The sequence below is a fragment of the Bifidobacterium amazonense genome (assembly GCF_018555435.2).
Lineage (GTDB): Bacteria > Actinomycetota > Actinomycetes > Actinomycetales > Bifidobacteriaceae > Bifidobacterium > Bifidobacterium amazonense.
On the sequence record NZ_JAFEJT020000024.1, the window covers coordinates 1 to 13945 of the forward strand.

The 13945-nt window shown below is 65.0% G+C and carries 13 protein-coding genes; 1 reads left to right on the forward strand and 12 read right to left on the reverse strand.

Features of this window, described 5'->3' with window-relative positions; genetic code table 11:
• Positions 1-89 precede the first annotated feature (89 nt).
• From lgt to JS533_RS06925, 3 genes are all read right to left on the reverse strand, one after another.
• Positions 90-1028, reverse strand: coding sequence for a prolipoprotein diacylglyceryl transferase (lgt, locus tag JS533_RS06915; protein ID WP_241513708.1), 939 nt, complete (start codon positions 1026-1028; stop codon positions 90-92).
• Positions 1029-1146: 118 nt separating this feature from the next.
• Positions 1147-2016: a tryptophan synthase subunit alpha gene (gene trpA / locus JS533_RS06920; RefSeq protein ID WP_241513709.1), complete on the reverse strand. Its 870-nt coding sequence runs from the start codon at positions 2014-2016 to the stop codon at positions 1147-1149.
• A 21-nt stretch (positions 2017-2037) separates the two neighbouring features.
• The gene (locus tag JS533_RS06925; RefSeq protein ID WP_241513710.1) at positions 2038-4125 is read right to left on the reverse strand and encodes a bifunctional indole-3-glycerol phosphate synthase/tryptophan synthase subunit beta; all 2088 of its coding nucleotides are present in this window, start codon (positions 4123-4125) and stop codon (positions 2038-2040) included.
• A 493-nt stretch (positions 4126-4618) separates the two neighbouring features.
• Here JS533_RS06925 and JS533_RS06930 point away from each other — a divergent pair, with 493 nt between their 5' ends.
• The gene (locus JS533_RS06930) at positions 4619-5425 is read left to right on the forward strand and encodes a hypothetical protein (protein ID WP_241513711.1); all 807 of its coding nucleotides are present in this window, start codon (positions 4619-4621) and stop codon (positions 5423-5425) included.
• On the opposite strand, the gene JS533_RS06935 is transcribed toward JS533_RS06930, so the two are convergent.
• The 9 genes from JS533_RS06935 to JS533_RS06975 all read right to left on the reverse strand — a co-directional run bounded on the left by JS533_RS06935 (position 5403) and on the right by JS533_RS06975 (position 13819).
• A complete protein-coding gene (locus tag JS533_RS06935; protein WP_241513738.1) occupies positions 5403-6077 on the reverse strand; it encodes a DUF1287 domain-containing protein in 675 nt (224 codons plus the stop codon). The genes JS533_RS06930 and JS533_RS06935 overlap by 23 nt on opposite strands.
• 346 nt (positions 6078-6423) lie before the next feature.
• Positions 6424-7980: an anthranilate synthase component I gene (gene trpE, locus JS533_RS06940; protein WP_241513712.1), complete on the reverse strand. Its 1557-nt coding sequence runs from the start codon at positions 7978-7980 to the stop codon at positions 6424-6426.
• Complete coding sequence (hisI, locus tag JS533_RS06945) at positions 7977-8414, reverse strand: phosphoribosyl-AMP cyclohydrolase (RefSeq protein ID WP_241513713.1); 438 nt, start codon at positions 8412-8414, stop codon at positions 7977-7979. Before hisI ends, trpE begins: the two co-directional genes overlap by 4 nt.
• Before the next feature lie 91 nt (positions 8415-8505).
• A complete protein-coding gene (gene hisF, locus JS533_RS06950; RefSeq protein WP_241513714.1) occupies positions 8506-9276 on the reverse strand; it encodes an imidazole glycerol phosphate synthase subunit HisF in 771 nt (256 codons plus the stop codon).
• Between the two features lie 122 nt (positions 9277-9398).
• A complete protein-coding gene (locus JS533_RS06955) occupies positions 9399-10268 on the reverse strand; it encodes an HAD family hydrolase (protein WP_241513715.1) in 870 nt (289 codons plus the stop codon).
• Positions 10265-11215, reverse strand: coding sequence for an L-lactate dehydrogenase (locus JS533_RS06960; RefSeq protein ID WP_241513716.1), 951 nt, complete (start codon positions 11213-11215; stop codon positions 10265-10267). Before JS533_RS06960 ends, JS533_RS06955 begins: the two co-directional genes overlap by 4 nt.
• A 101-nt stretch (positions 11216-11316) precedes the next feature.
• Positions 11317-11565, reverse strand: a complete 249-nt coding sequence (secG, locus tag JS533_RS06965) for a preprotein translocase subunit SecG (RefSeq protein WP_033493659.1) — start codon at positions 11563-11565, stop codon at positions 11317-11319.
• 150 nt (positions 11566-11715) lie between these two features.
• Positions 11716-12513, reverse strand: a complete 798-nt coding sequence (tpiA, locus tag JS533_RS06970; protein WP_241513717.1) for a triose-phosphate isomerase — start codon at positions 12511-12513, stop codon at positions 11716-11718.
• A gap of 100 nt (positions 12514-12613) precedes the next feature.
• Entirely contained in the window at positions 12614-13819 is a 1206-nt protein-coding gene (locus tag JS533_RS06975) for a phosphoglycerate kinase (RefSeq protein ID WP_241513718.1), read from the reverse strand.
• Positions 13820-13945: the final 126 nt, after the last annotated feature.

Consider the following 13945-nt stretch of genomic DNA (forward strand, 5'->3'; position numbering starts at 1 on the left):
TGCTGGGTGCGATTTGAATAGTCATGGTTGTCATTCTATGGAGTCTGAGCGACGAGCAGGGCGATCATGTCGCCGCCCGTCGCGGTTGTTCACTGATTGTTCTTCTTGCCTGCGGCCTCGGCCTGCGATTCGGCAATGGACTCGCGTTCGAGCTCGTCTGCGGTGACCGCCGTGAGCCGGCGGGACAGCTGCTCGGAGTCGCCGCCGAACCGCCACAGCACCACGAACAGGATGCAGCCGAGGATGAAGCACAGGATCGCGGTCCACACGTTGATGCGCAGGCCGAGGATGATGGTCGAGTAGTTGATGCGGATCATCTCGATCCACGTGCGGCCCAGACCGTACCACATCAGATACATGGCGAACTGCTGGCCCGCCTTGAGCGTGCCCCACAGCTTATGCCCGAGCCACACGATCAGCGCCGCGCCGATCAGGTTCCAGATCATCTCGTACAGGAACGTCGGATGGAACAGCGTGCCGGTAGGGCATGTCTGGCCGTCGTAGCAGATCTCGGTCTTGCCGATCGCGTCCGCGTCGTTGAGCTTCAGGCCCCACGGCAGGGTCGTCGGCTTGCCGTACAGCTCCTGGTTGAACCAGTTGCCGAGACGGCCGATGGCCTGGGCGACCATGAGCCCCGGGGCCAGCGCGTCGGCGAACAGCGCGAACGGGTAGCGCTTGTGGCGGCACCACAGGAACGCGGCCAGCGCGCCGACGGAGATGCCGCCGAAGATCGCCATGCCGCCCTCCCATACCTTGAGGATGTTGACAAGGTTGCCGGTGGGCGGGAAATACTGGTCGGGCGTGGTGATGCAGTGGTACAGGCGCGCGCCGACGAGTCCGCTCGGCACGGCGACCAGCGTGGTGTCGAGCACCTGGTCGAACGTGCCGCCAAGCCGCTTCCAGCGTTTCGTCAGGATCGTGACGGCCGCGAAGATGCCGATGAGGATGCAGATCGCGTACATGCGGATGGTCACCGGGCCGATCTGGAAATATGAGAACGTCGGTGACGGGATATAAGCCAAGTTCATCGTGTGATGCTCGCCTCTCTACTCGTGTATGCCGCTGTCATCCTACCCCAGTCCGGACGGAACCCGCGTGATTGCGCGTGGGTTCCGTCCAAGCACGGGCATGTCCGTCCGCCTCGGGCTATCGGGCGTTGTGGATGCCGTCGGCGAGCGATTCGGCCTTCGCTGCGAGGTCCTTCAGTCCTTCGGCCGGATCCTTCGCCGTACGGTCGTCGTTGTTGAGCAGCGTGTGCACGAGCGCGGAGCCGACGATGACGCCGTCCGCGTACGCGCCGACCTTCGCGCCCTGTTCCGGCGTGGACACGCCGATGCCGACGCACACGTTCCTCGCACCGGCCTTGCGGGTGCGTTCGACCAGCGCCTCCGGAGAGGCGTCGATCGTCGAGCGTTCGCCGGTCACGCCCATGCGGGCGGCCGCGTACACGAAGCCGCGGGCGTTGCGCGAGACGACCTCGAGACGTTCGTCGGCGGAATCCGGCGACACCAGGAAGATGCGGTCGAGGCCGTGACGGTCGGAGGCTTCGATCCACTCCCCCGCCTCGTCCGGGATGAGGTCCGGGGTGATGAGTCCCGCGCCGCCGGCGTTCTCGAAGTCACGGGCGAACCGCTCGACGCCGTAATGGTAGATGAGGTTCCAGTAGCTCATGATCAGCGGCACGCCGCCGGCCTTTGCCACGGTCTCCACGGCCTTGAACACGCCGTGGATGCTTTCGCCGTTGTTGAGGGCGATCTGGCTGGCGGCCTGGATGACCGGTCCGTCCATGACCGGGTCGGAGTACGGCAGGCCGATCTCGACCGCGTCGACGCCGTGCTCGACCATCGTCCTGAGCGCGTCGAGCGAGACGTCCGGGTTCGGGAAGCCGTATGGCAGATAGCCGATGAACGCGGGCTTGTTCTCCGCCTTGAACGCGTCGAACATCGCCTCGGTGCGGCTGGGCTTGTGGCTGATGCCGAGCGGCTGGCCGGACGGCGTGGTTGCTGTGTTCGTCATGGTATGTTCTCCCCTCGTTCCTCAGGCCACGGTGTTTCCGTGCGCGCCGGTCACGTCGAGCGCGGCGGCCTGCTCGTCGGTCAGGTAGCCGAACCACTTGCCGGCGGTGGCCATGTCCTTGTCGCCTCGACCGGAGATGTTGACGATCATCACGGCCTTGTCGTAGCCCTTCGCCTTGAGGTCGGCGGCGGCCTTGTAGGCGCCGGCGACCGCGTGCGAGCTTTCGATGGCGGGGATGATGCCCTCGGTCTGGCTCAGGTCGCGGAACGCGTTCATCGCCTCGTCGTCGGTCGCCCAGCTGTAGTTCACGCGGCCGATGTCCTTGAGCCACGCGTGCTCCGGCCCGACGGATGCGTAGTCGAGGCCGGCCGAGATCGAATACGTGTCGAGCGTCTGGCCCTCGTCGGTCTCCAGCAGGTAGCTCTTGGCGCCCTGGAACATGCCGAGCTGGCCGGTGCCGGGGGCGAAGCGGATCGCGTGCCTGCCGGATTCGGGGCCGTTGCCGCCGGCCTCGTAGCCGTACAGGTTCACGCGTTCGTCGTCGAGGAACGCGTTCATGATGCCGATAGCGTTCGAGCCGCCGCCGACACATGCGCAGATCGCGTCCGGATGATCGATGCCGTACCAGTCCTTGAGCTGTTCCTTGGCCTCCTCGCCGATGATCTTCTGGAAGTCGCGCACCATCGCCGGGAACGGGTGCGGGCCCGCGACCGTGCCGAGTAGGTAGTGCGTGTCCTTGACGTTGGTGACCCAGTCGCGCAGCGCCTCGTTGATCGCGTCCTTGAGGATGCGATCGCCGAGCGTGACCTCCACGACCTCGGCGCCGAGCATGCGCATGCGGGCGACGTTGAGCGCCTGGCGGCGCGCGTCGATCTGGCCCATGTAGATGCGGCACTTGAGGCCGAGCATCGCGCATACGGTCGCGGTGGCGACGCCGTGCTGGCCGGCGCCGGTTTCGGCGATCACGCGCGTCTTGCCCATGCGCTTGACGAGCAGCGCCTGGCCGAGCGCGTTGTTGATCTTGTGCGCGCCGGTGTGGTTGAGATCCTCGCGCTTCAAGAAGATGCGCGCGTCGAGGCCGGTCTTCTCCTTGACGAGTTCGGCGAAGCGCGGCGCCTCCGTGAGCGGTGACGGGCGGCCGACGTAGCGCTGCTGCAGCGTCATGAACTCCTTATGGAATTCGGGATCGGCCTTCGCCTCGTCGTAGACGCGCTCCAGCTCGTCCAGCGCGGTGATGAGCGCCTCCGGCACGTACCGGCCGCCGAACTGGCCCCAGTACGGTCCCTGATGCTCGCTTAACGGAGTGGTTTCGGATGCTTTCACTCTTGCTCCTGCCTTTACTAGTCGTTCCACTGCAAGTTCATGATCGGAGGCCGTGGCGACTCCCTCGCCCACCAGCACGGCGTCCGCGCCGGCACGGCCGTAGTCCTCGACCTCGACCGCGCCGAACACGCCGGATTCGGCGACGCGGATCACGTCGTCCGGCAGGTTTGCGGCCAGCTCGTTGTATTTGTTCACATCGACCTTGAGGTCCTTGAGATTGCGCGCGTTGATGCCGATGACCCTCGCGCCGGCGGCGATCGCGCGCTCGATCTCCTCACGGGTGTGCGTTTCGACGAGCACGGTCATGCCCAGCTCGTGCGCGAGATCAAGCAGATGCCTCAGCTTCGCGTCATCCAACGCCGCCACGATGAGCAGCACCAGGTCGGCGCCGTGGGCGCGCGCCTCGAACACCTGATAGTCGGTGACGATGAAGTCCTTGCGCAGCACCGGAATATGCACGGCGGCGCGCACCTTGTCGAGATCGTCGAGCGAACCGAGGAACCGGCGGCCTTCGGTGAGCACGGAGATCGCGCCCGCGCCGCCCGCCTCGTATTCGCGGGCCAGCGCGGCCGGATCGGGGATGTCGCTCAGATGGCCCTTGGACGGGGACGCGCGCTTGATTTCGGCGATCACCGGGATGCCGTCGGCGCGCTTGAGCCATCGCTTCGCGTCGATCGGGGCCGGGGCCGCCAGTGCGGCCTTCCTCACATCATCAAGCGACACGACTCGCTCGCGGGCCTGCTGGTCCTCCAGCGCGCCCGCCACCAATTCGTCCAGAACCGACATGATCCTCCCTTTGCTTGTGGTCGATCATGCGTCACTGTAAACCACCTTGCCCAGCGTTCGCCGGCTGTGTCCTACATTCTGGGCGCCGAGCCGACGGCATATGCCACGATCCAACGGCGGAGGTTGGGCAATCATGGTCCTACTGTGCCGTACTCATATTGCGATCGTATGCACCGAATTGGCGTGTCGCAATGCGAAAACGCTGACGTCAATTGCAAGCGATGCAGTCGGCAAATATGAAGACTCACGTCCGCAAGCGTTATTTTCGTTGATATTACAGGTGATTGCTGCCGGCATATCAATCCTGCGATACAGGTGCAAATTCTTTGATCGGACTGGTAACATGTCGATCACGTTTGCAGTTTACCGTGACATTTTTTCTCCACATATCCACATTTTTGCCAAATTCGATTGCGCTGAGGCGATATTGCCCATACAGTGTGCCCCACCGCAAGCGACACTGTTGGCGGTATTTGGAAAGGAAAAAACGACCATGACGAACACGATGATCAGCATCGGTGACGAAGAGAAGGCTCCGGTGATGCTGGACACCAAGGACGTGGCCGACATTCTCAGGACGCATGCGCCGGAATTCTACGCGGAATCACGGCGAACGTTCTACGGCGAGGTGAACCTGCATCCGTTCAAGAAGCACTCACGGCACACACTGGATTTCGTCGAGTGGATGTTCTGGGATTGGCTGGCCCTCGACCAGCGCATAGGTCTGTCCGGTCCCGACGAGGGGCGACTCGGAATCAGCCAGTACGACGACGGCATATCGCCGTATCTTGCTTTCGCGCGGGTGCTGCACAATGATGGAAGAATATCTGACCGACAGTTCGGCGACATGCGTGAAACGGACGAAACCAATTTCACGTCCGTGTTCTGGATCCGCAGTGCCAGCGCCGTACGTGGGACCATGCGACTTGAGGATGCGATGAACGGCGGCGAGTACATCGTGTCCACTCCGGACAAGTCGGCGGAATACGACGGTGCCCGAGGCGGCATGATCGTCACGCGAATCGCCAGGGTACGCGGCTCATGGAGGCCGTGCGCGATTCCGGTCTACGAGGCGCGACGGCCCGACTCCCCGCAGACCAGATTGGCGGTCATCGACGCATTCGGTTCCTACCGGACTGATTTTCCGGGACTGGTCCGGTTCTTCTACGGTCGGGCAAAAGACACCGGACTCGATTGGGAGGACGCCGAGGCGCTGCTGCACGGCCGGACGCCCAGCGCCCGGAGCCTGAGACGGTCGATCCGGAATGCGGGAACGGCTAGTTTCCCCGCCATGCCCTGAGTACGTTCTGCGGCACTTTCGACGCGTCGAAGCGATAATGGCCGGTGACGGTCATGTGACGGCGGAACGCGAGATAGTCGTTCTCGCGTTCACGCTGTCCCATGTTGTGGATGACGTACGGGATACCGTCGCGGTCGCGCTTGTCGGAGACCACGCCGATGTGGCGGCTCGTCTCGAACACGACGATGTCGCCGCCCTGCCATTGCGCATGGTCCGAGATGTCCGTGGTGAGCGTCTGGGCGTATTTGGCGAAGAACACGTCGAGCACGCCGGTGCGACGGAAGTCGATGTTCGGGTCGGGCTTCGCCGCGACAGCAGCGTAGGAATCTGGATCGGCGGCGATGTCCGCATCGACCATGGCCTTGAGATCGTATCCGGCCTGACGGAACGCCCGCCAGACCGTATCGGTGCATGCGCCGCGGTCGGAAGGCGGATAGCCGCCCTCGTAATACCCGCTGTCGTATTGCGGATGGTTCGTCGCGTCCGCCCGCGCACCGGCGACGATGTCGGCGTAGTCGTCGACGCCGTTGCCGTTGTAGTCCACCGGACTCGCCTCGCGCGGATACTCGCGATCGCTGTCGGCCTGCGGCATGACCGACGATGCACCGCCCGACGACGAACCCAGCAGCGCACGCCACGGCAGTCCCGCCATCTGCCGCACGGCGACCGACCCGGCGCACACCAGCGTCGCGGCCAGGACCACAGCCAGCACCGCGCCGAACGTCCGACGTCGTGCGCGACGTATCCGTGCGTCTGACCCGCTTGCGTCATACGTACCGTGCTGTGCCATGGTTCGTCATCCTTCCGCTACTTTTCCATTATCCGCATCCCGTCGCCGCCGGATCGCCCGGATCGTGGGAACGGTGGACGCCGGAACGCCGCCCGGCCATCAGCGTACCCGCATACGAACGGGTCCGGAATGGACATACAGAAAACCTGTATGCCCATTCCGGACCCGTTTGCGTTCATGCGGGCCGCATAAGCGCCGCAGAGCGTCTTTACAACTCGCGCAACTGTGCGGCGATCTTGACGGCCTCGACGCTCGCCTCGGCCTTGTTGCGCGTCTCCTGCCATTCGGTCGCGGGCACGGAGTCGAGCACGATGCCGGCGCCGGCCTGCACGCTCGCCTCATGGTCGCGGATGAACGCGGTGCGGATCGCGATGGCCATGTCGAGGTTGCCGGAGAAGTCGAAATAGCCGACGGTGCCGCCGTAGATGCCGCGGTCGGCCGGCTCCAGCTCGTCGATGATCTCGATCGCGCGCGGCTTGGGCGCGCCGGAGAGCGTGCCGGCCGGGAACGCGGACGTGAACACGTCGAACGCGGTCAGATGCGGATCGACACGGCCGGTGACGGTCGAGCAGATGTGCATGATGTGGCTGAAACGCTTGATGTCCATGAGCGAGACGACCTCGACGGTGGTCGGGTCGCACACGCGGCTCAGATCGTTGCGGGCGAGGTCGACGAGCATGATGTGCTCGCTGCGCTCCTTCGGATCGGCGAGCAGCTCCTTGGCGAGCCTCTCGTCCTCCTCCGGGGTCGCGCCGCGCGGGCGGGATCCGGCGATCGGGAAGGTCATCGCGTGCCCGTTGTCGACCTTGATGAGCGTCTCGGGGCTGGAGCCGATCACGTTGAAGTTGCGTCCGGCAGCATCGGTGAGCGACATGAAATACATGTACGGGCTCGGATTGAGCGTGCGCAGCACACGGTACACGTCGAACGGGTCGGCGGGCGAGTCGATGTCGAGCCGCTGCGAGATGACGACCTGGAACACGTCGCCGTCGACGATGTGCCGCTTGGCGGCTTCGACGGCCTGCTCGTAGTGGCTTTTCTCCGTACGGAAACGCAGCGGGGGCTGCGTCACGGACTCGTCGAGCACGTTGACGCGCGCCTCGCCCACGGTGGGGGTAGCTGCGTCACGCTGCATGCGGTTGAGTCGGGCGACGGCTTCGTCGTAGGCGGCATCGGCGCGCGTCGGCTTGTCGTCCACGTTCACCGCGTTCGCGATGAGCCACACGGAGCCGGAGACGTGGTCGACCACGGCGATGTCGGTGGCGAGGGCGAGCACGGTTTCCGGCTGACCTGTCTCGTTCGGGGCCTCGGCGCGCAGCGTCGGCTCCCAATGGCGGATCGCGTCCCAGCCGACCGTGCCGACCAGGCCGCTCGTCAGATTCGGCAGGCCGGCGACATGCGGCGCCTTGAGCGTCTTGAGCGCGGCGTGCGCGACCTCGATCACGTCGCCGCTGGTCGGAACGCCGGCCGGCACCTTGCCCAGCCAGTCGGCCTTGCCGCCGTTCGAGCGCAGCTGGGCCATCGAACGCACGCCGATGAAGCTGTATCGGCTCCATGTACCGCCGTATTCGGCCGATTCGAGGATGAACGTGCCGGTGCGGCCTCCCGCGAGACGCTCATAGAAGCCGACCGGGGTGAGCGAGTCGGCGAGCAGCCGGCGCACGATCGGGATGACGCGGTAGCCCTCGTCGGCCAGCTCGTGGAACTGTTCGCGGCTCGGCCAGGTCGCGCCCCATGTCAGATGTTCGACGCTGCATTCGCTCATGCCCGTTCCTCCTGTTCCTTGTCGGCCTTCCCGGTTTCCGATTGATTCGTCTGCTCGGCGGTGCGGTGTCCTTCGACGCACGGCAGCGGGCCTCCTTCGAGGAAGCAGCTGCGCTTGCCGGTGTGGCAGGCGGCGCCCACCTGGTCGACCTCGACGAGCAGCGCGTCGCCATCGCAATCAAGTGAGACGGACTTGACATACTGCACGTGGCCGGACGTGTCGCCCTTGCGCCAGTACTCCTGCCGCGACCGCGACCAGAACGTGACCCGGCCGGTCGTGAGCGTGCGCCGCAACGCCTCGTCGTTCATATAGCCGACCATAAGCACTTCGTGCGTGTCGTACTGTTGGATGACCGCGGCGACCAGACCTTTGGCGTCGCGCTTGAGACGTTCGACGATGCGCGGGTCAAGCGTCGTGCTGTTGTCGTATTGCATGACTGATGTGTTTCCTCTTTGCTTCACTATGATCGATGGACGATGATCGGCATACCGACGAGACGCCGACGGACCGAATCGGACGGTCGGTTCAGCGCACGGTGTAGCCGGCCCGTCGCAGCTCGTCCTTGACCTCGCCGATGGTGACCTTGCCGTAATGGAAGATCGATGCGGCGAGTACCGCGTCCGCGCCCGCCTCGATCGCGGGCGGGAAATCGGCGGCCTTGCCGGCACCGCCGGAGGCGATGATCGGAATGTTCACTTCCTTGCGCACGGCGCGGATCATTTCGAGATCGAAGCCCTGCTGCGTGCCGTCGGCGTCCATCGAATTGAGCAGGATCTCCCCCGCACCCAGTTCCTCGGCGCGCTTGACCCACCAGATCGCGTCGATGCCGGTCGACTTGCGGCCGCCCATCGTGGTCACTTCGAAGCCGGACTGCGTGTGCTGCTCGCCCTGTTCGCGACGGGCGTCGACGGACAGGACGAGCACCTGGTTGCCGAACCGGTCGGCGACGCGGCTGATCAGCGTCGGATCGTTGATCGCCGCGGTGTTCACGCCGACCTTGTCCGCTCCGCAGCGCAACAGCGAGTCGACGTCTTCGGGCGTGCGCACGCCGCCGCCGACGGTCAGCGGGATGAAGATCTGCTCGGCGGTACGCGACACCACGTCGACCATGGTCTGTCGATGCGAGCTGGACGCGGTCACGTCGAGGAAGGTGAGCTCGTCGGCTCCCTGACGGTAGTATTCGGCGGCCAGCTCGACCGGATCGCCGGCATCGCGCAGGTTCTCGAAGTGCACGCCCTTGACCACGCGTCCCGCGTCGACGTCCAAGCATGGGATGACTCGAATGGCCAGCGACATATTCACTCCTGTTCCGTGCGGTTGCCTTACCGCCATACAGGTTAGCGTGCCGCCGTTACAGCCGTGCCGTGCGATTCCATCTGACGGAATCGCACGGCACGGTCCGCGACGGGAGGTCCTCGTTACAGCAGCCGCTCCTCGATCCACCTGGCCACGCCGTCGTCGTCATTCGCGGGACAGGTGGCGTCCGCGATCGCGAGCACATCAGGATTCGCGTTCGCGACGGCCACGCCGAGCCCGGCCTCGCGCATCATCGCGATATCGATCACGTCGTCGCCGAACGCGACGGTGTTCGCCAACGGCACGCCAAGACGGTCGCACACGATGCCCAGCGCGTGCTCCTTGTTGGCCAACGGGCTCATAAGCATCCACATCGTCCCTTCGGAGATGTGCACGTCGAAATCGTCCGGGACCAGCGTTTCCAGCCGCTTCCACTGTTCGGCGTCGGGGAAGACGATGATCTTGTCGGCGATGCCGTCGGGCACGTCCCCGTCGGAGAAGTCGGTGAGACGCCACGTCTGCGTCTTCCAATAGACGCTGACGTCGAAGTTCGTGTACCGCACGTCGTCCATCACGATGCCGATCTTGAGTCCCGGCAGCTCGCGCAGAAAATCACGGCAGACCTCGCATGCGCGCGACGAGGGGAAGCCGATCTTCTCGAGATGCCCCTCCGCGGCCGGACGCTTGCCGGTGAGCAGGTCGAAGTCGGAATGCGCCGGATCGAAGTCGATGAGCGCGCCGTTCAGGTAGATCACCGCGTCGGCCGGAAGCCTGTCGGCGAACGCCAGTCCAGTGCTCACCGGCCGGGCCGTGGCGATCGCGAACAGATAACCGGCGTCGTGCAGACGACGGACGGCGTCGACCGAACGGTCGGTGATGTACCGTTCCTCGAACGTCGCGCCGCCGTGCAGCAGCGTGCCGTCGAGATCGGCGACGACGAGCCGGATATCGTCGCGTCCGTTATCCGCGAGTTTCCGGTTCCCGGCCGTCACAGCAGGCCCTCGCAGTAGGAGCGGACGATGTCGGCCGAACGGTGCAGCTTGGCGAGTTCGTCGTCGGCCAAGTCGAGTTCGACGATTTCGTTCGCGCCGTTCGCACGCAGTTCCGTCGGCACGCCGAGGAACACGTCATGCTCGCCGTATTCGCCGTCGAGCAGCGTGGAGACGGGCACGATGCGGCGCTCGTCCCACAGGATCGTCTGCACGATGCCGGCGACGGTGGACGCGATGCCGAAGTTCGTGCCGCCCTTCGCGGCGACGATCTCATTGCCGCGCATGCGCGTCTTCGCTTCGATCTCCTCGGTGGACACGGACGCGAAGCGATCCTGGTTGTCGGCCAGGAACCGGGCGAACGGCTTGCCGCCGAGCGAGACGGTGGACCATGCGGTGAACTGCGAGTCGCCGTGCTCGCCCATGACGAAGCCGCCCACGTTGCGCGGGTCAAGGCCGGTCTCCTCGCCGATGATGGTCTTGAGACGGGACGTGTCGAGTGCGGTGCCGGTGCCGAGCACCTGCGTGCGCGGCAGACCGGAGCGCTTCCACGCGTACCATGCCATCACGTCGACCGGATTGGAGACCATGACGATCACGCCGTCGAAGCCGGAGGCCATGACGTTGTCGACCACGTCGCCGACGAGACCGATGGTGAAGCCGAGTTCGGCGAGACGCGTGGAGTTCGCCGGCGGCTTGCGGCCCACGGTGATGACGACGATGTCGGCGTCCTTGCAGTCGGCGTAGTCTCCGGCATGCACCTTGACGTGACGGTCCTGGAACTCGCTGCCGTCGTCGAGATCGTGCGCCTCCCCAAGCGCCTTGGACGCGAAATGATCGATGAGCACGAGCTCGTTGCACAGGCCGTGCGTGACGATGCCGAACGCGGCGGTGGAGCCGACCTGGCCGGTGCCGACGATGACGACCTTGTTGCGGTTCATGGTGACCATGAATCCATGCCTCCTTCACGAAAAAATGAGCCATGATCGGTCGGGATCATGGCTCATGTCAATAATCGGTATGCTGTACCGCCGTACGGGTACGCCGTATGTCAGACGAGGTTGAACTTCGCCATCAGGCCGAGGGCGATGATGATCGCGACCCACAGCAGCGCGATGATGACGGTCCAGCGGTTCAGGTTCTTCTCGGCGACGCCCGAGGAGCCTGCGTTCTGGGTCAGGCCGCCGCCGAACATGTCGGACAGGCCGCCGCCCTTACCCTTGTGCATGAGGATGAGCAGGGTGAGCAGCAGGCTGAAGACGACGAGAATGATCTGCAGCACGAGCTTAACGATGGCCATAGCGGACACGGGCGAACCTCCAATTCATAAAGTGCTGTCCTATACCATACCCCAAGGTGGTGAACAATGCGGCAAAACCGCCGAATTCACAGTGGATTATTGCGGGGACCGTCCTTGGATGCGAGGCATGGAGACGACGGGGCCCGGACATCAGCGCCCGGATGTCGCCTTGAGCGTCATGCGGGCGATCTTCGCGAGCTCGTCGGCGTTGAGCGCGGCCCCGCCGATCAGGAAGCCGTCGACGTCCGGCTCGCCGATGAGTTCGACCGCGTTCTTCGAAGAGACGGAGCCGCCGTAGAGGATGCGCACGCCGTCGGCGATGTCGCGGCTGAACGTGGCGGCGAGATCGTCACGGATCGCCTTGGCGGCGTCCTGCGCGGATTCGGGCGTTGCCACCATGCCGGTGCCGATGGCCCACACCGGCTCGTAGGCGATGATGAGCTTCGCCGCCTGGTCGCTGGACAGGTCGCGCGTCACGTCGTGGACCTGACCGACCGCGAAGTCGAGTTCGATGCCCTGACGGCGTTCCTCGAAGCTTTCGCCGACGCACAGGATGGGCTGCATGCCGGCGGCGAGCACGGCGCGCACCTGATCGACGATGTTCGCATCGTCCTCGGGATGGTACTTGCGCCGTTCGGAATGGCCGACAATGACGTAGCTGCAGCCGAGCGCGGCGATCATGTCGGCGGACACGTCGCCGGTGAACGCGCCCTGCGTGGTGACGGATACGGACTGCGCGCCGTATCGGATGGGCAGCCGGTCGGCTTCGACGAGCACCTGCACGCTGCGCAGGGAGGTGAACGACGGCATCAATGCGACCTCGCAGCGCTTGTAGTCGAAATGCGCGTCGCGTAGCAGCCATGCGAGTTTCTGCACGAAGTAGGTGGCTTCCAAATGGTCGAAGTGCATCTTCCAGTTGCCCGCCACCAGCGGTGTGCGCGAGGCCATGCCGTTGTTCCTTTCCGTAGGATCCGTTATCGGACGCGATGTGTATTCCCGCAAAACGAAGCGCCCCTCCGTGAAGAGGGGCGCGACGTTCGGGTCAATCTCAGTCGAGCACCTTCAGGCCCGGCAGCTCCTTGCCCTCGAGGAACTCGAGGGAGGCGCCGCCGCCGGTGGAGATGTGCGAGAAGCCGTCCTCCGGGAAGCCGAGGTTGCGCACCGCGGAGGCGGAGTCGCCGCCGCCGACGATGGTGAACGCACCGGCCTTGGTCGCGTCGACCAGGCCCTGCGCCACGGCGCGGGTGCCGTCGGCGAAGGCCGCGATCTCGAACACGCCCATCGGGCCGTTCCACACGACGGTCTTGGAGTCGACGATCTTGTCGTGGAACAGCTTCTGGGACTCCGGGCCGATGTCGAGGCCCATCTTGTCCGCCGGGATGGCGTCGGCCGGGACGACCTCCGGGGCGACGTCGGCGTCGGACTTCGGGAAGCCCGGGTTCACGACGATGTCGGTCGGCAGCACGAGTTCGACGTTGTTCTTCTCGGCGGTCTCGATGTAGCCCTTGACCTTGTCGAGCTGGTCCTCCTCGAGCAGGGAGGTGCCGACCTCGTAGCCCTTGGCCTTGAGGAAGGTGAACACCATGCCGCCGCCGATGACGAGGCGGTTGGCCTTGTCGAGCAGGTTCTCGATGACGCCGAGCTTGTCGGAGACCTTGGAGCCGCCGAGCACGACGGTGAACGGACGCTCCGGGTTCTCGGTGGCCTTGGAGAGGGCCTTGACTTCCTTCTCGACGAGCAGGCCGGCGGCGGCCGGCAGATCGGCGGCCACGTCGTAGTTGGAGCCCTGCGCGCGGTGGACGACGCCGAAGCCGTCGGAGACGAAGGCCTCGCCGAGGGCGGCGATCTTCTTGGCGTAGGCGGCACGCTCGGCCGGATCCTTGCTGGTCTCCTCCGGGTTGAAGCGCACGTTCTCGAGCAGCACCACGTCACCGTCGTTCATGGCGGCGACCTTGGCCTGGGCGTCCTCGCCGTAGGTGTCCTTGGCCAGCGGCACGGTGATGCCGAGCAGCTCGCCGAGGCGGGCGGCGACCGGGGCCAGGGACAGCTCCGGGACGACCTTGCCCTTCGGACGGCCGAGGTGGGCCATCAGGATGACCTTCGCGCCTTCTTCGCGCAGCGTCTTGATGGTCGGCAGGGCAGCCTTGATGCGGCCGTCGTCGGTGATGGTGGTGCCGTCCAGCGGGACGTTGAAATCGGCGCGAACCAGAACGCGCTTGCCCTTGAGATCTCCAAGATCCTTGAGTGTCTTCATGAATATCCTTTCCTAACCGCGCGTCGCGTCGCGTGATGCTCCGCAACACGGGAAGAGTGGTGACGTGGATACGCCATTAGTGATGATACCGTGCCGAACGAACAAAAACACCGCCATTCGCAGAAA

What these genes read in the sequence shown, in the direction of transcription:
- lgt (WP_241513708.1), bottom strand. Translation starts at nt 1,028, where the DNA reads ATGAACTTGGCTTATATCCCGTCACCGACGTTCTCATATTTCCAGATC.
- trpA (WP_241513709.1), bottom strand. Translation starts at nt 2,016, where the DNA reads ATGACGAACACAGCAACCACGCCGTCCGGCCAGCCGCTCGGCATCAGC.
- JS533_RS06925 (WP_241513710.1), bottom strand. Translation starts at nt 4,125, where the DNA reads ATGTCGGTTCTGGACGAATTGGTGGCGGGCGCGCTGGAGGACCAGCAG.
- JS533_RS06930 (WP_241513711.1), top strand. Translation starts at nt 4,619, where the DNA reads ATGACGAACACGATGATCAGCATCGGTGACGAAGAGAAGGCTCCGGTG.
- JS533_RS06935 (WP_241513738.1), bottom strand. Translation starts at nt 6,077, where the DNA reads ATGGCGGGACTGCCGTGGCGTGCGCTGCTGGGTTCGTCGTCGGGCGGT.
- trpE (WP_241513712.1), bottom strand. Translation starts at nt 7,980, where the DNA reads ATGAGCGAATGCAGCGTCGAACATCTGACATGGGGCGCGACCTGGCCG.
- hisI (WP_241513713.1), bottom strand. Translation starts at nt 8,414, where the DNA reads ATGCAATACGACAACAGCACGACGCTTGACCCGCGCATCGTCGAACGT.
- hisF (WP_241513714.1), bottom strand. Translation starts at nt 9,276, where the DNA reads ATGTCGCTGGCCATTCGAGTCATCCCATGCTTGGACGTCGACGCGGGA.
- JS533_RS06960 (WP_241513716.1), bottom strand. Translation starts at nt 11,215, where the DNA reads ATGGTCACCATGAACCGCAACAAGGTCGTCATCGTCGGCACCGGCCAG.
- secG (WP_033493659.1), bottom strand. Translation starts at nt 11,565, where the DNA reads ATGGCCATCGTTAAGCTCGTGCTGCAGATCATTCTCGTCGTCTTCAGC.
- tpiA (WP_241513717.1), bottom strand. Translation starts at nt 12,513, where the DNA reads ATGGCCTCGCGCACACCGCTGGTGGCGGGCAACTGGAAGATGCACTTC.
- JS533_RS06975 (WP_241513718.1), bottom strand. Translation starts at nt 13,819, where the DNA reads ATGAAGACACTCAAGGATCTTGGAGATCTCAAGGGCAAGCGCGTTCTG.